This window comes from Cellulomonas sp. IC4_254, from assembly GCF_011603975.1.
Taxonomy (GTDB): Bacteria; Actinomycetota; Actinomycetes; order Actinomycetales; family Cellulomonadaceae; genus Cellulomonas.
In genome coordinates this window covers 1-20,351 of the sequence record NZ_JAANNB010000048.1, presented here as the reverse complement: position 1 = coordinate 20,351, position 20,351 = coordinate 1, and the positions used below count along the sequence as shown (strand labels likewise).

The following is a 20,351-nucleotide window of genomic DNA, read 5'->3' as shown; positions in this document are numbered from 1 at the left end:
CCGCGGACCACCACGGTATCGCCCGAACCCCGCCGGGCCCGCCCCTGGCCCGCTCCGAACCCCTCCGAACCCCTCCGCGCCCGCGGTCACCGCGGGTGGAGGCCGACCGCTGCAAGAGCCGCGCCGAGGCGCGCCGGGTCCAGCGCCGTGTCCCACGTCCAGCGGACGACCCGCAGGCCCAGCGCGCGCAAGCGGTCCTCGCGACGCTTCTCCGCCCAGACCCGCTCCTCGGGCGCTCGCGCGTCGCGCACGCCGTCAGCCCGGTACTTGAGCCGCCCGTCGAACTCGCCGACCAGGCCGAGGTCCGCCCACCAGAAGTCCACCCGGCCCACCAACCCGTCCGCGTCCTCGACCGGGTGCTGGAGCTCCGGCAGCGGCAGGCCCAGCTCGATCATCCGCGCGCGGCTGAGCGACTCCCCCACCGACTCCGACGCCGCCGACGCCGCGTCGACGACCCGGCGCGCGTGCCACACGCCCCGACCGCGTCCGGCCGCCTCCAGCTCCGCGTCCAGCCGGCGCGCCGTCGTCCACCCGGCGTGGAGGGCGTGGTCCGCGCCCACGAGGGCCGCGGCGAAGGGCCACGTCCGGGACACGTCGACGACGGTTCGAGCCACCCCGGTCGTCCTGACGCCGTCGACGGTCGCCAGGTGCGTGACCGGGCCGGGCGTCGCGTGCCGGCGCACGCCGGCGGAGGACCGGTTCCCGACCCCGTGCGGGATCGACACGTGCACCACGTCCGGCCACGGGCCGATCCGGGGCAGCCGCCAGAGCGCCGCGGCGGAGTCGTGCGAGAACACGGGAGCGCGCAGGCGCCGGGCGGCCGCCAGGACCCGCAGCCGATGCCGGCCCGCCCCGTCGAGCTGCGCCCAGAGCCGGGCCGTCGTGTACGCGTCCACCCGCACCCGGACGAGCGTCCCGGCGGCACACGCGGCGCGGAGCGCGTCACCGCGGACGCCCGCACGCTCGGCGTCCCGCGTGGTGACCACCCGGTGCCGGTCCACGAGGTCGACCAGGGTATCGCCGATCTGTCGCTCCATCCCCCCACCCTGGCAGCGGACCGGCCCACCACCGCGCTCGTCCACAGCCTGGGTTCCCCGACCGGGCGGGCACCGCGCGGCCAGCGCGCGGACAGCGCGCGGGCCGCCCAAACAGCGCCGGAGGTGTCCGCGGGACCCCGTGGTGCACCCCGGAGCACCACGATGTCGCCCGGCCACCTCCGAAACCGTTGGGAGCCTCCGACGGGCTGGCAGCCGCGGGCCCGCGAGCCCCAGGACCGCGCACTGGCCCTGGGCCCGCGGGACCCCGGGGATGCAGGAGGGCCCGGGTGCCGAAGCACCCGGGCCCTCCCGGTCGATCAGTCCCCCGAGGGGGTCAGATCACTTGATGATCTTGGTGACGCGGCCCGAGCCGACGGTGCGGCCACCCTCGCGGATGGCGAAGCCGAGGCCCTCCTCCATCGCGATGGGCTGGATCAGCGTCACGGAGATCTCCGTGTTGTCGCCGGGCATGACCATCTCGGTGCCCTCGGGCAGCGTGATGACGCCGGTGACGTCCGTGGTCCGGAAGTAGAACTGCGGACGGTAGTTCGAGTAGAACGGGTTGTGACGCCCGCCCTCGTCCTTGGCCAGGATGTAGACCTGACCCTCGAACTCGGTGTGCGGCGTGATCGAGCCCGGCTTCACGACGACCTGGCCGCGCTCGACGTCCTCACGCTTGGTGCCACGGAGCAGGAGGCCGCAGTTCTCGCCGGCCCACGCCTCGTCCATCTGCTTGTGGAACATCTCGATGCCGGTGACCGTGGTCTTCTGCGCCGGGCGGATGCCGACGATCTCGACCTCGGAGTTGATCTGCAGCTTGCCGCGGTCGACCTTGCCGGTGACGACGGTGCCACGACCGGTGATGGTGAAGACGTCCTCGATCGGCATGAGGAACGGCTTGTCCATGTCACGGACCGGCTCCGGGACGGACTCGTCCACGGCGTCCAGCAGGTCCTCGACCGACTTGACCCACTGGGCGTCGCCCTCGAGGGCCTTCAGGCCGGAGACGCGGATGACGGGCGCGTTGTCGCCGTCGAAGCCCTGCGACGACAGCAGCTCGCGGACCTCCATCTCGACGAGCTCGAGGATCTCCTCGTCGTCGACCATGTCGGACTTGTTGAGCGCCACGAGCAGGTAGGGCACGCCGACCTGACGGGCGAGCAGGACGTGCTCACGCGTCTGGGCCATCGGGCCGTCGGTGGCGGCGACCACGAGGATGGCGCCGTCCATCTGCGCCGCACCCGTGATCATGTTCTTGATGTAGTCGGCGTGACCCGGCGCGTCGACGTGAGCGTAGTGACGCTTCTCCGTCTGGTACTCGACGTGCGCGATGTTGATGGTGATACCGCGCTGCTTCTCCTCCGGCGCCTTGTCGATCTCGTCGAACGGCGTGAAGGGGTTCAGGTCGGGGTACTTGTCGTGCAGCACCTTCGAGATGGCAGCGGTCAGCGTCGTCTTGCCGTGGTCGACGTGACCGATGGTCCCGATGTTGACGTGCGGCTTGGTCCGCTCGAACTTCGCCTTGCCCACTGGGTCCTCCTCAGGACTCTGGTGTAGAGATTGCCGAACGATGCGGGGGGCCGTGCGGCCCCCCGCGGACGTGCGGTCCTACGGGTCGGTTGGGTGGTCGTTCTGGTTTCGACCTGTGGGACTACTCGCCCCGGGTCTTCTTGATGATCTCGTCGGCAACATTCCGAGGAACCTCGGCGTAGCTGTCGAACTGCATCGAGTACACCGCACGACCCTGGGTCTTGGACCGCAGGTCGCCGACGTAGCCGAACATCTCGGAGAGCGGCACCTGGGCGCGGATCACCTTCACGCCCGTCGCGTCCTCCATGGACTGGATCATGCCGCGACGCGAGTTGATGTCGCCGATGACGTCGCCCATGTAGTCCTCGGGCGTGCGCACCTCGACGGCCATGACCGGCTCGAGGAGGACCGGGTCCGCCTTGCGGACGGCCTCCTTGAGGATCATCGAGCCCGCGATCTTGAACGCCATCTCGGACGAGTCGACGTCGTGCGCCGCACCGTCGAGCAGCGTGGCCTTAATGCCGACCAGCGGGAAGCCGGCCAGCACGCCGAGCTGCATGGCGCTCTGGATGCCCTGGTCGACCGACGGGATGTACTCACGCGGGACGCGACCACCGGTGACGGCGTTCTCGAACGCGTACAGCTCGCCGTCCTCGGACTCCAGCGGCTCGAAGGTCATCTGGACCTTCGCGAACTGGCCCGAGCCACCCGTCTGCTTCTTGTGGGTGTAGTCGATCTTCTCCACCTTGCGGCGGATCGTCTCGCGGTAGGCCACCTGCGGCTTGCCGACGTTGGCCTCGACCTTGAACTCGCGACGCATGCGGTCGACGAGGATGTCGAGGTGGAGCTCGCCCATGCCGCCGATGACGGTCTGGCCGGTCTCCTCGTCCAGGCGGACGCGGAAGGTCGGGTCCTCCTCGGCGAGCTTCTGGATCGCCGTCGAGAGCTTCTCCTGGTCGGCCTTCGTCTTGGGCTCGATGGCCACGTCGATGACCGGCTCGGGGAAGGTCATCGACTCGAGGATGACCTGCGCGTTCATGTCGGACAGGGTGTCACCGGTGGTGACGTCCTTCAGGCCGATGAACGCGTAGATGTGGCCCGCCGTGGCCTCGTCGACCGGGTTCTCCTTGTTGGCGTGCATCTGGAAGATCTTCCCGATGCGCTCCTTCTTGCCCTTGGTCGAGTTCATGACCTGGGCGCCCTGCACGACCTTGCCCGAGTACACCCGGATGAAGGTGAGCTTGCCGAAGAACGGGTGCGCGGCGATCTTGAACGCCAGGGCCGAGAACGGCTCGGTGGCGTCCGGGTGCCGCTCGATGACGACGTCCGCGTCCTTGACGTCGTGGCCCTGGATGGCCGGGACGTCGAGGGGCGACGGGAGGTAGTCGACGACGGCGTCGAGCATGGGCTGGACGCCCTTGTTCTTGAACGCCGAGCCGCACAGGACCGGGAACGCCTCGCCCGCGATGGTGAGCTTGCGGATGCCGGACTTGATCTCGGCGACCGTGAGCTCCTCACCGCCCAGGAACTTCTCGAGCAGCTCGTCGTCCGTCTCGGCGACGGCCTCGAGCAGCTCGCTGCGGAACTGCTCGGCCCGCTCCTGGAGGTCGGCCGGGATCTCCTCGATCTCGTACTTCGCGCCCATCTCGGTCTCGCCGCGCCACACGAGCGCGCGCATCTCGACCAGGTCGACGACGCCGATGAAGTCGTTCTCGGAGCCGATCGGCAGCTGGATGACCAGCGGCTTGGCCTTGAGGCGGTTCACGATGGTGTCGACCGTGAAGTAGAAGTCCGCGCCCAGCTTGTCCATCTTGTTGACGAAGCAGATGCGGGGGACCTCGTACTTGTCGGCCTGGCGCCACACGGTCTCCGACTGGGGCTCCACGCCCTCCTTGCCGTCGAACACCGCGACCGCGCCGTCGAGCACGCGCAGCGAGCGCTCCACCTCGACGGTGAAGTCCACGTGACCGGGCGTGTCGATGACGTTGATCTGCGTCTCGTTCGACTTGCCCTTGTTCCAGAAGGCCGTCACAGCAGCGGACGTGATCGTGATGCCACGCTCCTGCTCCTGCTCCATCCAGTCCGTGGTCGACGCGCCGTCGTGGGTCTCGCCGATCTTGTAGTTGACGCCCGTGTAGTACAGGATCCGCTCGGTCGTCGTGGTCTTGCCGGCATCGATGTGCGCCATGATGCCGATGTTCCGGACCTTGTTCAGGTCCGTGAGCACGTCCAGTGCCACAGGTTCAGCCCCTCGGTAGTGGGGTCCGCCCTACTGCTGGGATTACCAGCGGTAGTGGGCGAACGCCTTGTTGGACTCGGCCATCTTGTGCATGTCCTCGCGGCGCTTCACCGCGGCGCCCAGGCCGTTGCTGGCGTCGAGGATCTCGTTCATGAGGCGCTCGGTCATGGTCTTCTCGCGGCGAGCGCGCGAGTAGTCCGTGAGCCAGCGCAGCGCGAGCGTGGTCTGGCGGACGGGGCGGACCTCGACCGGGACCTGGTAGGTGGCGCCACCGACGCGGCGGGAGCGGACCTCGAGCGACGGGCGGACGTTGTCCAGCGCGCGCTTCAGCACGACGACCGGGTCGCCCTGGGTCTTCTCGCGGACGCCCTCGAGCGCGCCGTAGACGATGGCCTCGGCGACGGACTTCTTGCCGTCGAGGAGGACCTTGTTGATGAGCTGCGTGACGACCGGCGAGCCGTAGACCGGGTCGACGATCAGCGGCCGGCGGGGGGCGGGACCCTTACGAGGCATCGGTTCAGCCCTTCTTCGCGCCGTAGCGGCTGCGCGCCTGCTTACGGTTCTTCACGCCCTGGGTGTCCAGAGCACCACGGATGATCTTGTAGCGCACACCGGGGAGGTCCTTCACACGACCGCCGCGCACGAGCACGATCGAGTGCTCCTGCAGGTTGTGGCCCTCACCGGGGATGTACGCGGTGACCTCGATGCCCGAGGAGAGCTTGACGCGCGCGACCTTCCGCAGAGCCGAGTTCGGCTTCTTGGGGGTGGTCGTGTAGACGCGGGTGCACACACCGCGCCGCTGCGGGCTGCCCTTGAGGGCAGGCGTCTTCGACTTGTTCGTCTTCGCCTGCCGGCCCTTGCGGACCAGCTGCTGGATCGTAGGCACTACGTCTCCGTCTGGGTTGTTGAGTCTGGTCTGACCGGCACCCGTCACCCTGGACGGCCGGCAATGGTCCGGATCGTCGCCCGTCGCGCGACTACCCCGAGAGGTCTTGCGTCCCGCCCCGACCCCCGTACCCGGGCGTGTCGACCCCGTCCTGCTCCGCACACCGGGTCCCGGAGGTCCGGGGACGGGTGCGGTGGGGGCGATCCACCCGGCGCCGCACGTGGTGACCACGTGAGCGCGCGCGAGAGCCCGACGGCGCGGGCACGGTGTCCCACGTTACTCGGCCGTCACCCCAGGGTCAAAGCACCTGGTGACGGTCGGCTGGTGGGACGTCCATCACAACAGCGGCGGGGTCGCGGGTGTTCCCGCTCCCCCGGACGAGCCGAGGGGGCCCGGTCACGCACGCGGCGCGACCGGACCCCCTCGGACCGGTGAGGAGTCGATCAGCGGTAGTCGCCGAAGTCGATGTCCTCGAGCGGGATCGCCTCGCCCGAGCCGAGGCCCAGGGCGGGGAAGTCGATCTCGTCGTAGCCGAAGGACGGGTACAGCTCGGCCTTCGCCTCCTCGGTGGGCTCCACCGACACCTCGTGGTAGCGGGGCAGGCCCGTACCGGCGGGGATCAGCTTGCCGAGGATCACGTTCTCCTTCAGGCCCAGCAGCGGGTCGCTCCTGCCCGACATCGCGGCCTCGGTGAGGACGCGGGTCGTCTCCTGGAAGGACGCCGCCGACAGCCACGAGTCGGTCGCGAGCGACGCCTTCGTGATACCCATCAGCTCCGGACGACCCGAGGCCGGCTGACCGCCCTCGGCGACCGCCCGGCGGTTCGCGTCCTCGAACCGGCCGCGCTCGGCCAGCTCGCCCGGCAGCAGGTCCGTGTCACCCGAGTCGAGCACGGTCACGCGCCGCAGCATCTGCCGCACGATGACCTCGATGTGCTTGTCGTGGATGTCCACGCCCTGGGAGTTGTAGACCTCCTGGACCTCGTCCACCAGGTGCTTCTGCGTGGCGCGCGGGCCGAGGATGCGCAGGACCTTCTTCGGGTCCACCGCACCCTGGACCAGTTGCGTGCCGACCTCGACGTGGTCGCCGTCGGACACGAGCAGGCGCGAGCGCTTGGTGATCGGGTAGGCGATCTCCTCCGAGCCGTCGTCCGGCGTCAGCACGATGCGCCGCGTCCGGTCCGCCTCGTCGATGGCGATGCGGCCCGAGAACTCCGCGATGGGGCTCTCACCCTTGGGGGTGCGGGCCTCGAACAGCTCCTGGACACGCGGCAGACCCTGCGTGATGTCCTCCGCCGACGCGACACCACCGGTGTGGAAGGTGCGCATCGTCAGCTGCGTGCCGGGCTCACCGATCGACTGGGCCGCGATGATGCCGACGGCCTCGCCGATGTCCACCAGCTTGCCGGTGGCCAGCGAGCGGCCGTAGCAGCGGGCGCAGGTGCCGACGCGCGACTCGCAGGTCAGCACGGAGCGGACCTTGAGCGACTCGACGCCGGCCGCCAGCAGGCGGTCCAGCAGGACGTCGCCCACGTCGTCGCCCGAGTTCCCGATGACCTCGCCGTCGATCTCGACGGCGGTGGCCAGGGTGCGGGCGTAGACCGAGGTCTCGACCTTGTCGTGCCGGCGCAGCGTGCCGTCCGCGGTGGCCACGCCGATCGGCATGGTCAGGCCGCGCTCGGTCCCGCAGTCGTCCTCGCGGACGATGACGTCCTGGGAGACGTCCACCAGACGACGGGTCAGGTAGCCCGAGTCGGCGGTCCGCAGCGCGGTGTCCGCCAGACCCTTGCGGGCGCCGTGCGTCGCGATGAAGTACTCCAGGACCGACAGGCCCTCGCGGTAGTTGGACTTGATCGGGCGGGGGATGATCTCGCCCTTCGGGTTCGCCACGAGGCCGCGCATGCCGGCGATCTGACGGACCTGCATCCAGTTACCACGCGCACCCGAGCCGACCATCCGGAACACGGTGTTGCGGGCGTTGAAGTTCTCCTGCATCGCCTTGGCGACCTTGTCGGTGGCCTGCGTCCAGATCTCGATGAGCTCCTGGCGACGCTCGTCGTCGGTGATGAGGCCCTTGTCGTACTGGCCCTGCACCTTCGCCGCGCGCGCCTCGTGCTCGGTGAGGATCTCCGCCTTGGCCGTCGGCGCCGCGACGTCCGAGATGGAGATGGTCACGCCCGAGCGGGTGGCCCAGCGGAAGCCGGCCTCCTTCAGGGCGTCGAGCGAGGCGGCGACCTCGACCTTCGGGTACCGCTCCGCGAGGTCGTTGACGATCACGGAGAGGCGCTTCTTGTCGACGACGCCGTTCTCGTACGGGTAGTCCACCGGCAGCAGCTCGTTGAACAGCGCCCGGCCGAGCGAGGTCTCGAACAGGAACGGCTCGTCGGCGGAGAAGCCCTCGGGCTCCTGGCCGGGGCCGAACACGAGGCCCTCCATGCGGATCTTGACGACCGCGTTGAGGTCCAGCGAGCCCTGGTCGAACGCCATGATCGCCTCGGACACCGAGCTGAACGCCCGGCCGGCACCCTTCGCGTCCTCCTTGTCGGAGGTCAGGTGGAACAGGCCGATGATCATGTCCTGCGAGGGCATGGTCACCGGACGGCCGTCCGACGGCTTCAGGATGTTGTTGCTCGAGAGCATGAGGATGCGGGCCTCGGCCTGCGCCTCCGCGCTCAGGGGCAGGTGCACGGCCATCTGGTCACCGTCGAAGTCGGCGTTGAACGCGCCGCAGACGAGCGGGTGCAGGTGGATCGCCTTGCCCTCGACGAGCTGGGGCTCGAACGCCTGGATGCCGAGACGGTGCAGCGTGGGCGCACGGTTCAGCAGCACCGGGTGCTCGGTGATGACCTCCTCGAGCACGTCCCACACGACCGGGCGCGCGCGCTCGACCATGCGCTTGGCCGACTTGATGTTCTGCGCGTGGTTCAGGTCGACCAGGCGCTTCATCACGAACGGCTTGAACAGCTCGAGCGCCATCTGCTTGGGCAGACCGCACTGGTGCAGCTTGAGCTGCGGGCCGACGACGATGACCGAACGGCCCGAGTAGTCGACGCGCTTGCCGAGCAGGTTCTGGCGGAACCGGCCCTGCTTGCCCTTGAGCATGTCGGAGATCGACTTCAGCGGACGGTTGCCGGGGCCCGTGACGGGGCGGCCGCGGCGGCCGTTGTCGAACAGCGAGTCCACGGCCTCCTGGAGCATCCGCTTCTCGTTGTTGACGATGATCTCCGGCGCGCCCAGGTCCAGGAGCCGCTTGAGGCGGTTGTTCCGGTTGATGACGCGGCGGTACAGGTCGTTCAGGTCGGACGTGGCGAACCGGCCACCGTCGAGCTGCACCATCGGGCGCAGGTCCGGCGGGATGACCGGGACGGCGTCCAGCACCATGCCGGTCGGCGAGTTCGTCGTGGTGAGGAACGCGTTGACGACCTTGAGGCGCTTGAGCGCACGGGTCTTCCGCTGGCCCTTGCCGGTGCGGATGATCTCGCGCAGGTTCTCGGCCTCGGCGTCCAGGTCGAACGCCTCGAGGCGCTTCTGGATCGCCGCGGCGCCCATCGAGCCCTCGAAGTAGTTGCCGTAGCGGTCCTGCAGCTGGCGGTAGAGCAGCTCGTCGCCCTCGAGGTCGGCGACCTTGAGGTTCTTGAACTTGTCCCAGATGGTGTCCAGGCGCTCGATCTCGGCGTCCGCGCGCTTGCGGATCTGCGCCATCTCGCGCTCGGCCGAGTCGCGGACCTTGCGGCGCGCGTCGGCCTTGGCACCCTCGGCCTCGAGCTCGGCCAGGTCGGCCTCGAGCTTCGACGCACGGGTGTTGATGTCGTTGTCGCGGCGGTCCGCGATCTCCTTGCGCTCCAGGTCGATCTCGTTCTGGAGGTTCGGGAGGTCCTCCTGGCGACCGTCCGTGTCGACCCACGTGATCATGTACGCCGCGAAGTAGATGACCTTCTCGAGGTCCTTCGGGGCGAGGTCGAGCAGGTAGCCGAGGCGCGAGGGCACGCCCTTGAAGAACCAGATGTGCGTGACCGGCGCGGCCAGCTCGATGTGGCCCATGCGCTCACGACGCACCTTGGACCGGGTCACCTCGACGCCGCAGCGCTCGCAGATGATGCCCTTGAAGCGCACGCGCTTGTACTTGCCGCAGTAGCACTCCCAGTCCCGGGTGGGGCCGAAGATCTTCTCGCAGAAGAGCCCGTCCTTCTCCGGCTTCAGGGTGCGGTAGTTGATGGTCTCGGGCTTCTTGACCTCGCCGTGCGACCAGGTCCGGATGTCGTCGGCCGTGGCCAGGCCGATGCGCAGCTCGTCGAAGACGTTGACGTCGAGCAAGGGGTCCTACTTCCTTCGCATGCCGGGGCGCTGGGCGCCTCTTCCGGCGGAATGGAGATGCTGCAAGGGGTGCGGGCGGCCCGCCGGCCCCGGTGAGGGGGCCGGCGGACGCTCGGCGTCAGATCTCGTCGACGGTGCTCGCGGCGTTCGGGCGGCGCGAGAGGTCGATGCCCAGCTCCTCGGCGGCGCGGTACACCTCGTCGTCGTTCTCCCGCATGTCGATGGACACGCCGTCGGAGGACAGCACCTCCACGTTCAGGCAGAGGGACTGCATCTCCTTGAGGAGGACCTTGAAGGACTCCGGGATGCCCGAGTCGGGGATGTTCTCACCCTTGACGATGGCCTCGTACACCTTCACGCGGCCCGGGATGTCGTCCGACTTGATGGTCAGGAGCTCCTGCAGCGTGTAGGCCGCGCCGTACGCCTCGAGGGCCCACACCTCCATCTCGCCGAACCGCTGGCCGCCGAACTGCGCCTTACCACCCAGCGGCTGCTGCGTGATCATCGAGTACGGGCCGGTCGACCGGGCGTGGATCTTGTCGTCCACGAGGTGGTGCAGCTTGAGGATGTACATGTAGCCCACGGCCACCGGGTCCGGGAACGGCTCGCCGGAGCGGCCGTCGAACAGCCGCGCCTTGCCGTCCACGCCGACCATGCGCTCGCCGTCGCGGTTCGGCAGCGTGGCGCCGAGCAGACCGGTGAGGGTCTCCTCCGGCACGCCGTCGAACACCGGCGTCGCGACCGGGACACCCGGCTGCGACGACTTGGCGATCTCCGGGACCTCGTCGATCCAGGACAGGTCGCCCTCGGCCAGCTCGACGTTCCAGCCCTGCTTGGCGATCCACCCGAGGTGGACCTCCAGCACCTGGCCGACGTTCATGCGCCCCGGGACACCCATCGGGTTCAGGACGATGTCCACCGCGGTGCCGTCCGGGAGGAACGGCATGTCCTCGACGGGCAGGATCTTCGAGATGACGCCCTTGTTGCCGTGCCGGCCGGCGAGCTTGTCGCCGTCCGTGATCTTGCGGCGCTGGGCGATGTACACCCGGACCAGCTCGTTCACGCCGGCGGGCAGCTCGTCGCCGTCCTCGCGGTTGAACGTGCGCACCTCGATGACCGTGCCGGACTCGCCGTGCGGCACCTTGAGGGACGTGTCGCGGACCTCGCGGGCCTTCTCGCCGAAGATCGCGCGCAGCAGGCGCTCCTCCGGGGTCAGCTCGGTCTCGCCCTTCGGGGTGACCTTGCCGACCAGCACGTCGCCCGCGGAGACCTCGGCGCCGATGCGGATGATGCCGCGCTCGTCCAGGTCCGCCAGCACGTCCTCGGAGACGTTCGGGATGTCCCGCGTGATCTCCTCCGGGCCGAGCTTGGTGTCGCGGGCGTCGACCTCGTGCTCCTCGATGTGGATCGAGGACAGGACGTCGTCCTGCACGAGGCGCTGCGACAGGATGATCGCGTCCTCGTAGTTGTGGCCCTCCCACGACATGAACGCGACCAGCAGGTTGCGGCCGAGGGACAGCTCGCCCTCGTCCGTCGCCGGGCCGTCCGCCAGCACGGAGCCGACCTCGACGCGGGCGCCCTGGTCGACCAGCACGCGCTGGTTGTACGACGTGCCCTGGTTCGAGCGGCGGAACTTCGCCACGCGGTAGGTGCTCGTCGTCGCGTCGTCGTTCGCGACCGTGATCAGGTCCGCCGACACCTCGGTGACCACACCGGGCTTGCTCGCCACGATGACGTCGCCGGCGTCGACCGCCGCGCGCCACTCCATGCCGGTGCCGACCAGCGGCGCCTCGGAGCGGACCAGCGGCACGGCCTGGCGCTGCATGTTCGCGCCCATGAGCGCGCGGTTGGCGTCGTCGTGCTCGAGGAACGGGATCAGGGCCGTCGCGACCGACACCATCTGGCGCGGCGAGACGTCCATGTAGTCGACCGTCTCGGCCGGGACGTCCTCGGTGTCGCCACCCTTGACGCGGACCAGCACGGTGTCGTCGGCGAACTTGCCGTTCGCGTCGACCGCCGCGTTGGCCTGGGCGATGACGTAGCGGTCCTCGTCGTCGGCGGTGAGGTAGTGCACCTCGTCCGTCACGACGCCGAACTCGACCTTGCGGTACGGGGTCTCGACGAAGCCGAACGGGTTGATCCGCCCGAACGTCGCGAGCGAGCCGATGAGGCCGATGTTCGGGCCCTCAGGGGTCTCGATCGGGCACATGCGGCCGTAGTGCGACGGGTGGACGTCACGGACCTCCATGCCGGCGCGGTCGCGGGACAGACCACCCGGGCCCAGCGCGGACAGACGACGCTTGTGCGTCAGGCCGGCGAGCGGGTTGTTCTGGTCCATGAACTGCGACAGCTGGGAGGTGCCGAAGAACTCCTTGATCGACGCCACCACCGGGCGGATGTTGATCAGGGTCTGCGGCGTGATCGCCTCGACGTCCTGGGTCGTCATGCGCTCGCGCACGACGCGCTCCATCCGGGACAGGCCGGTGCGGACCTGGTTCTGGATGAGCTCGCCCACGGCGCGGATGCGGCGGTTGCCGAAGTGGTCGATGTCGTCGGTCTCGACGCGGACCTCGATCGCCTCGCCGTTGCGCGTGCCCGGCAGGGTCGCGACGTCGGCGTGCAGCGCAGCCATGTACTTGATCGCGGCGACGATGTCGTCGCGCGACAGCACGGAGTCCGCCAGCGGGACGTCGATGCCGAGCTTCTTGTTCAGCTTGTAGCGGCCGACCTTCGCCAGGTCGTAGCGCTTCGGGTTGAAGTAGAAGTTCTCGATCAGCGCGCGGCCGGCCTCGACGGTCGGCGGCTCGCCCGGGCGGATCTTGCGGTAGAGGTCGAGCAGCGCCTCGTCCTGGGTCTGGACGTGGTCCTTCTCCAGGGTGTCGATGACGGCCGGGAACTGCGCGAACTCCTCGCGGATCTCCGACTCGGTCATGCCGAGGGCCTTGAGCAGCACGGTGGCGTTCTGCTTGCGCTTGCGGTCGACGCGGACGCCGACGTTGTCGCGCTTGTCGATCTCGAACTCCAGCCACGCACCGCGGCTCGGGATCATCTTGACCGAGAAGATGTCCTTGTCGGACGTCTTGTCGGCGGCGCGCTCGAAGTACACGCCCGGGGAGCGGACGAGCTGCGAGACGACGACGCGCTCGGTGCCGTTGATGATGAAGGTGCCGCGCTCGCTCATGAGCGGGAAGTCGCCCATGAAGACCGTCTGGCTCTTGATCTCACCGGTGGTGTAGTTCACGAACTCCGCGGTCACGAACAGCGGCGCCGCGTAGGTGAAGTCCTTCTCCTTGCACTCGTCGGCCGTGTACTTCGGCGGCTCGAAACGGTGCTCGCGGAACGACAGCGACATGGTGCCGCCGAAGTCCTCGATGGGGGAGATCTCCTCGAAGATCTCCTCCAGTCCAGCGGTCTCCGGGACGTCCTGCCGGCCGTTCTCGAGAGCGGCGGCGACGCGGGCCTGCCACTTCTCGTTGCCGAGCAGCCAGTCGAAGCTCTCCGTCTGGAGCCCGAGGAGGTCCGGGACCTCGAGGGGCTCGTCGATCCGGGCGAACGAGACGCGGCGGGAGATGGTGCGGTTCGCGATGGCTTCGGACGTTGCGGAGGAGGTGCGCGAGGCAGCCAAGAGGGGTCCTTCCCAGCAGATCGAGTTCCCTGCGACGGGCCCGGCGGTTCGCGACCCCCCGGCCACAGGCCCTGCGGGCATCGCGTACTACGATGCCGTCGGGCGCGGGTTATACGGGGTCGCGGGCACAGGCCAGCGCAAAGCGCTAGCGTAGTACAGACGTGGCGCCATGTCCACACGCCGTGGTATGGGGCGTGCGCCACACCAGGTGGCGGCGCCGGCGTCGTCCGGCCGGGGGGCACGCCGTCGTGCCTCCGGGGTCTGCAACACCCGCTCCCCCGCGCGCATTCCGCTCCCGGGCTCTCGCGCTCCGTGCTTCCCGCGTTCGGAGGCTCCCAGCGGTCGTCGTGGTGGCGCGGGGTGCACCACGAGATCGGGCGAGCGCCTCCCTGCCCTGTGGGAGCCTCCGAACGCACCGCCCGGGACGCGCGCCCGGCGCACGCGGAGCGGGCGGGACGCACCGAGCGGGGCCGGGCAGGGGCGCCCCCGGGGACGGCGAAGGCCCGCACCCCCGAGGGGGCGCGGGCCTGCGCGCGAGGCGACCCGGGTGTCAGCGCGCGAGCGCGCCGGACCCGGAGCGGGTCACTTGAGGGTGACGGTGGCGCCGGCGCCCTCGAGGGCGGCCTTGGCCTTGTCCGCGGTCTCCTTGTTGACGTTCTCCAGGACCGGCTTCGGCGCGCCGTCGACGAGGTCCTTGGCCTCCTTCAGACCGAGCGAGGTGAGGCCGCGCACCTCCTTGATGACCTGGATCTTCTTGTCGCCGGCGGCCTCGAGGATGACGTCGAACTCGTCCTTCTCCTCCTCGGCGGCGGCCTCGCCACCGGCACCGCCGGCGGCGGGGGCGACGGCCACGGCGGCCGGGGCCGCAGCGGTGACCTCGAAGACGTCCTCGAACGCCTTCACGAACTCGGAGAGCTCGATGAGGGTGAGGCCCTTGAACTGCTCGATGAGCTCGTCGGTGGTGAGCTTCGCCATGATGGCGGTTCCTTCCGTTCGGTCCTCGCCGGTCGGGTCGACCGTGCGGGGCAGTGTGGGGAGCGCGTGAGCCGGGGTGGCTCAGGCAGCGGTGTCGGCGGTCTCCTGCTGGGCGCGGAGCGCCTCGACGGTGCGCACGGCCTTCGAGGCGGGCGCGGTGAAGAGGTAAGCCGTCTGGAACAGCTTGGCCTTCATCGCACCGGCCGCCTTGGCCAGCAGGACCTCGCGGGACTCGAGGTCCGCGAGCTTGGTGATGTCCGCGGCGGTCAGGGCGCGCCCGTCGAGGACACCACCCTTGATGACCAGCGCGGGGTTCGCCTTGGCGAAGTCACGCAGACCCTTGGCGGCCTCGACCGGGTCACCGGTGACGAAGGCGATGGCGGACGGGCCCTTGAGCTCGTCGGCGATCCCCTCGATGCCGGCTTCCTTGGCCGCGATCGCGGTCAGCGTGTTCTTCACCACGGCGTAGTTCGCGTTGCCGCTCAGCGACCGGCGCAGCTGCTTGAGCTGCGCGACGGTGAGCCCGCGGTACTCGGTCAGCACGGCAGCGTTCGAGTCGCGGAACTGGTCCGTGAGCTCGGCGACTGCGGCTGCCTTGTCCGGCCTCGCCATGGCAATCCTTCCGATGGTGGTGCCGCCGGGCGTCGTCCTCGGCCCCGGCACGGAAAGAGCCCCGGCGCAGGCGCCGGGGCTCGCAGTCGACGCGCTCGCGCGCATCACCATCGAACTTCGATCACCTGCGCGGGCCTCCGCGTGAGCGGGACTTCGGGCGGCTCTCGCACGCACCCCACGGAGGCGGGGAGAGCACGGGGGCCGACGACCTGCGGTCTTGGGCAGCGACCAGAGTACGGCACGCGCAGCCGTAGCCCAAATCCGCTGCCCGCACCCTCAGTCCTGCGCCGCCGGCGGGAGGTGCGCCGCGAGGAGCTCGGCCAGGTGCACGCCCTGCACGTCCGCGAGCTGGTCGGCCTGGGTGCGGCACGAGTACCCGTCGGCGAGGAGCACGTCGCCCGGGGCGGCCGCGCGCAACGCCGGCAGCAGCGCGCGCTCGGCGACCTGCACCGACACGTCGTAGTGCCCGGCCTCCATGCCGAAGTTGCCCGCGAGCCCGCAGCAGCCGGCGAGCTCCGAGAACGACGCGCCGGCCTCCGTGAGCAGGGTGCGGTCCGCCGTGTACGTCATCACGCTGTGGTGGTGGCAGTGCGGCTGCACGACCGCGGTGACGTCCGACAGGTCCGGCAGCTGCCACCGGTTCCCCGGCCCGATCGGCGCGGGCGCGGTGAGCAGCTCGGCGAGCGTGCGGGTGGCGCGGGCGACGGCCACCGCGCGCGGGTCGTCCGGCAGCAGGTCGAGCAGGTCGGAGCGCAGCACCGCGGTGCAGGACGGCTCGAGCCCGACGATCGGCACGCCGTTCACCGCGTACGGGCCGAGGACCTCGAGCAGGTGCGTGAGCCGCTTGCGCGCGCCGTCGAGCTGGCCGGTCGAGATCCAGGTGAGCCCGCAGCAGGCGTCGTGCTCGGGGACGAGCACCTCGTAGCCCGCCGCGCGGAGCACCCGCACGGCGGCGACGGGCACGGACGGCGCCAGGCTGTCGCTGAACGAGTCGGTCCACAGCAGCACCGGCGGGCGACCGGAGGTGCCGGTGACGGACAGCGCCCCGGCCCCCTGGGACGTCGGCGCCGCCCCGGGCCGCGCCTCGACCTCGCCGCGGCGCACCCGGGTCCGGAACGGCGCCGGCGCGAACGAGACCATCTTCCGGCGGGTGTCCATGCCGCCGAGCTTCAGCACGACCTTCGCCAGCGGCCGCACGCCCAGCGCGGCGTTGGCGAGCCGTGCGAGCCCGGGCACGCCGGTGACGAGCCGGGTCCACCGCGGCAGCCACCCGAGCGCGTAGTGGTTCACCGGGCGCAGCCGGCCGCGGTAGGTGCGGTGCAGCACCTCCGCCTTGTACTGCGCCATGTCGACGCCGGCCGGGCAGTCCGAGGAGCACGCCTTGCAGGACAGGCACAGGTCCAGGACGTCGTGCACCTCGGGCGAGGACCAGCCGCGGGACACCAGCGTGCCGTTCGCCATCTCCTGCAGCACCCGCGCGCGGCCGCGGGTGGAGTCCTTCTCGTCCTTCGTCGCCAGGTACGACGGGCACATGAACCCGCCGGCCGCCGACGAGTCCGCGCGGCACTTGCCGACGCCGACGCACCGGTGCACGGCGGTGGTGAAGTCGCCGTGGTCGTGGCCGAACGCGAACCCGCCGTGGCCCGCGGGGATCGGCCGCGCGTGCGGGCGGCGCAGGTCGGCGTCGAGCGGGCGCGGCCGGACGAGCACGCCCGGGTTGAGCAGGTCGTCCGGGTCGAGCAGCGCCTTGAACGCCTCGAACGCGCCGATCGCCTTCTCGGAGTACATGACCGGCAGCAGCTCGGAGCGGGCGCGGCCGTCGCCGTGCTCGCCGGACAACGACCCGCCGTGCGAGGCCACGAGGTGCGCGGCGTCGGTCATGAACGCCCGCATCGGGTCGCCGGACCGCTCCATGGGGACGTCGAGCCGCAGGTGCACGCAGCCGTCGCCGAAGTGGCCGTACGCCAGGCCGTCGACGCCGTGCCGCGCCATCAGCGCCTCCAGCTCGCGCAGGTAGGCGCCGAGCCGCTCGGGCGGGACCGCGGAGTCCTCGAAGCCGGGCCACGCCTGCTCCCCCGACGGCGTCCGGCCGCCGAGGCCCGCGCCGTCCTCGCGGATGCGCCACATCGCGGCGGCCTCCGGCCCGGGCGGGAACACGCCGACCGCGCGGGTGCCGGCGTCGGCCGCCAGCGCGTGCGCGCGCTCCAGCGCCTCGTCGAGCGTGTCGCCGCCCACCTCGCACATGAGCCACCCGGCGCCCTCGGGCAGCGGCGGCACGGCGGCGGCGCCCTTGACCCGGCGCACGACGTCGACCAGCCGGGCGTCCATGCCCTCGATCGCCAGCGGCCGGTGCGCGAGCAGCGCGGGGACCGCGTCGGCCGCCGTCGCCATGTCGGGGTAGCCGAGCACGACCAGCACCGGGGCCGCCGACACCGGCACCAGGCGGACGGTCGCGCCGAGCAGCGTGACGACGGTGCCCTCGGTGCCGACGAGCGCCTTCGCGAGGTCGGCGCCGTTCTCGGGCAGCAGGTGCTCCAGCGAATAGCCGGACACCTGGCGCCCGAACCGGCCGAGCTCGGTGCGCAGGGTCGCCATCTCGGCGCGCACGAGAGCGTCCAGGCCGTCGACCGGCTCGAGCCCCCGGCCCGCGGTGAACCGCCGGCCTCGGCCGTCCACGACGTCGAGCTCCAGGACGTTGTCGGCGGTCCGCCCGTACGCCACCGCGCGGGGGCCGCAGGCGTTGTTGCCGATCATCCCGCCGAGGGTGGCGCGCGCCTGCGTGGACGGGTCGGGGCCGAACCGCAGCCGGTGCGGCGCGGCCGCCTTCTGGAGCATCGCCATGACGACGCCGGGCTCGACGCGGGCGGTCCGGGTCGCCGGGTCGACGTCGAGCACCCGGTTCACGTGCCGCGACCAGTCGAGCACCACCCCGGTGCCGACGGCGTTGCCCGCCACCGACGTGCCGCCGCCGCGGGAGGTCACCGGGGCGCCGAGGCCGCGGGCGACGTCGAGCGCGGCCAGGGCGTCGTCGACGTCGCGCGGGAAGACCACGACGGAGGGGACGACGCGGTAGTTGGACGCGTCGGTGGAGTACTCGGCGCGGCGGCGGGCGGAGTCGTCCACCGCTCCCCCGACGGCGGCGCGCAGCGCGCGGACGAGCTCGGCGGCGTCGGGGCCCTGCGGCGTGCGGGGGTCGGCGCCCGGGGGGAGGGACGTGGCGGTCGGCACGCGGTCAGTGTTCCACCCGCCCGGGCGCGGGGCGGCCCGCCGTCCAGGCCCCGGACGGCCGCGGCCGGCACGACGACGCCCCCGCCGGCCCGGAGGGCGACGGGGGCGTCGGTGCGCGGCGGTCAGGACTCGAGCGCGGCGTCCAGCGTGATCTCGGTGCCGGTGAGCGCCTTGCTGACCGGGCAGGTGGCCTTCGCGTCCTGCGCGGCCTTGAGGAAGCCGGCCTCGTCCAGGCCGGAGACCTCGCCGCGGACCGTCAGGGCGATCCCGCTGATGCGGAAGCCGCCCGCCGGGTCGGGGCTCAGCGTCACGTCGGCGGAGACCTCGAGGGACTCGGGCGTGCCGCCCGCCTCGCCGATCAGCGCGGACAGCTGCATCGCGTAGCAGGACGAGTGCGCCGCCGCGATCAGCTCCTCGGGGCTGGTGGTGCCGCCGGCCTCGTCGGCCGCGCGCTTCGGGAACGACACGTCGTAGGTGCCGACCTTCGAGCTGCTGAGCTCCACCTGGCCGCCGCCCTCGTTGAGGGTGCCGTTCCAGGCGGTGCGTGCGGTGCGAGTGGGCATGTCGAGGCTCCTCACGAGTGGTGGCGTCGGCGGCCGGTCGACCCCCGCGCTGCTCACCGTAGGTCGCCGCGACCGGCGACGCACCCCGCGTCCGCCGGCGCGGCCGCCAGGGCGTCAGCCCACGTACTCCCAGTGCCACGGCTCCGGCTTCGAGCCGGTCGAACGCGCCCAGTCGGGCAGCGTCCAGCCGTACTCCTCGGCGTGCGCCAGCATCCAGTCGTGCTGGTCGGTGCCGAACGAGTAGGCGTTGCCGCCGAGGTCGACCGCGACGCCGCCGCCGTGGTTCGACGTGCCCGGCGTGGCGCACAGGTTGCCCTTCTGCGCCCGGCACGCGACCTGCTGGCCGTAGGACCGGTACGAGTCGGTGATCGCCAGGGGGGTGCCGAACGCCTGGGTGAAGGCGACGTTCAGCTGCTCCAGCGCCTCGGCGGCGTCGCAGCGCAGCTCCTGGCCCGGGGCGAAGTCGAGCTCGCACAGCGCCGAGGACGGGATCTTGCCGTTGGCGTAGCCCTCGAGCGACGTCCGCTGGGCCTCCTTGCGGGCGGCCTCGGCGGCGGCAGCGGCGGCCGCGGCCGCCTCCTGCGCCTGCTGGGTGACGGTCTGCAGCTCGGCGGTCAGGGTCGCGACCCGGTCGCGCGCCGCGGCGAGGCGGACCGCGGTGGGGTCGGCCTCCTCGGCGGGGTCGGCGGTGGCGCCGGCCGTCGCGGCAGCGTCCGTCGGCAGCGCCGACGGCGAGGCGGTGGCCGCGGCGTCCGAGGCGGTGTCGTCGTCCGACGTCGACACGGCGCCGCCGGCGGCAGCGGCGTCGGCGAGCGCCGACGACCCCGCCTGCTCGACGGCCTGCGCGAGCGCGTCGCCGGACAGCACCGGGGCGGGGGTGGCGCCGGTCGCCGGCTGCAGCGCGCTGAGCGCGGGCTGCTCCGCCTGGGTCGCCGTGATGAGGGTGTCCAGCTCGGCGACCGCGGTGTCGAGCGCCGCGGTGGCGTCGGCCGGGACGGACGCGGCGATGGCGTCGGCCTTGGCGTTGCCCGCCGCCTGGACGGTGCTGGCGGCGGAGACGACGGCGGCGCCGCGCTCCTGGACGACCTCCGGGGTGAGCGTCGAGGCGGCCTCGCTCGCGCTCGGCGACGGGGTCGGCCGGGCGTCGTCCGCCGCACCGGCGGCACCGAGGGACGCCCCGCCCACGGCGGCCGGGGCGATGGCGAACCCGCCGACGCCGAGGGCCAGGCCCACGGCCACGGCGCCCTGCGCCATGCGGGCCGCGGACCGGCGCGGGGGGCGGTGCCGGCGGCGCTCGGCGCGGTTCGGGGCGTCCGCGCCGGCGAGCGTCGCGACCGGGACGC

At 71.4% G+C, this 20,351-nt stretch carries 12 protein-coding genes; all 12 read right to left on the bottom strand.

All coding sequences use genetic code 11. The annotated features are described in order from the left end of the window. Positions 1 to 86 precede the first annotated feature (86 nt). Complete coding sequence (locus G6556_RS07090; RefSeq protein WP_166939842.1) at positions 87 to 1,037, bottom strand: type IV toxin-antitoxin system AbiEi family antitoxin domain-containing protein; 951 nt, start codon at positions 1,035 to 1,037, stop codon at positions 87 to 89. 339 nt (positions 1,038 to 1,376) lie between these two features. After that, positions 1,377 to 2,567, bottom strand: coding sequence for an elongation factor Tu (tuf, locus tag G6556_RS07085; RefSeq protein ID WP_166939840.1), 1,191 nt, complete (start codon positions 2,565 to 2,567; stop codon positions 1,377 to 1,379). Positions 2,568 to 2,688: 121 nt separating this feature from the next. After that, a complete protein-coding gene (fusA, locus tag G6556_RS07080; RefSeq protein ID WP_166939838.1) occupies positions 2,689 to 4,806 on the bottom strand; it encodes an elongation factor G in 2,118 nt (705 codons plus the stop codon). A 42-nt stretch (positions 4,807 to 4,848) separates the two neighbouring features. Beyond that, on the bottom strand, positions 4,849 to 5,319 hold the full coding sequence (rpsG, locus tag G6556_RS07075) for a 30S ribosomal protein S7 (protein ID WP_122147699.1): 471 nt from the start codon (positions 5,317 to 5,319) through the stop codon (positions 4,849 to 4,851). Positions 5,320 to 5,323: 4 nt separating this feature from the next. Next, positions 5,324 to 5,692 carry a 30S ribosomal protein S12 gene (rpsL, locus tag G6556_RS07070; protein WP_147794366.1) on the bottom strand — a complete coding sequence of 123 codons (369 nt, stop codon included), beginning with the start codon at positions 5,690 to 5,692 and terminating at the stop codon, positions 5,324 to 5,326. A 443-nt stretch (positions 5,693 to 6,135) separates the two neighbouring features. Continuing rightward, the gene (locus tag G6556_RS07065) at positions 6,136 to 10,005 is read right to left on the bottom strand and encodes a DNA-directed RNA polymerase subunit beta' (RefSeq protein ID WP_166939836.1); all 3,870 of its coding nucleotides are present in this window, start codon (positions 10,003 to 10,005) and stop codon (positions 6,136 to 6,138) included. Between the two features lie 118 nt (positions 10,006 to 10,123). After that, positions 10,124 to 13,630 carry a DNA-directed RNA polymerase subunit beta gene (gene rpoB, locus G6556_RS07060; protein WP_166939834.1) on the bottom strand — a complete coding sequence of 1,169 codons (3,507 nt, stop codon included), beginning with the start codon at positions 13,628 to 13,630 and terminating at the stop codon, positions 10,124 to 10,126. A gap of 582 nt (positions 13,631 to 14,212) precedes the next feature. Further along, positions 14,213 to 14,605, bottom strand: a complete 393-nt coding sequence (gene rplL, locus G6556_RS07055) for a 50S ribosomal protein L7/L12 (protein ID WP_166939832.1) — start codon at positions 14,603 to 14,605, stop codon at positions 14,213 to 14,215. Positions 14,606 to 14,686: 81 nt separating this feature from the next. Continuing rightward, a complete protein-coding gene (gene rplJ / locus G6556_RS07050) occupies positions 14,687 to 15,217 on the bottom strand; it encodes a 50S ribosomal protein L10 (RefSeq protein WP_166939830.1) in 531 nt (176 codons plus the stop codon). 276 nt (positions 15,218 to 15,493) lie between these two features. Next, the gene (locus G6556_RS07045) at positions 15,494 to 18,364 is read right to left on the bottom strand and encodes an FAD-binding and (Fe-S)-binding domain-containing protein (protein ID WP_205693148.1); all 2,871 of its coding nucleotides are present in this window, start codon (positions 18,362 to 18,364) and stop codon (positions 15,494 to 15,496) included. Between the two features lie 203 nt (positions 18,365 to 18,567). After that, positions 18,568 to 19,008 (bottom strand): OsmC family protein, encoded by a 441-nt coding sequence (locus tag G6556_RS07040; protein ID WP_166939826.1) that lies wholly within the window; start codon positions 19,006 to 19,008, stop codon positions 18,568 to 18,570. A 114-nt stretch (positions 19,009 to 19,122) separates the two neighbouring features. Then, on the bottom strand, positions 19,123 to 20,351 hold a 1,229-nt coding region (locus G6556_RS07035), incomplete at its 5' end, for a M15 family metallopeptidase (RefSeq protein WP_205693147.1).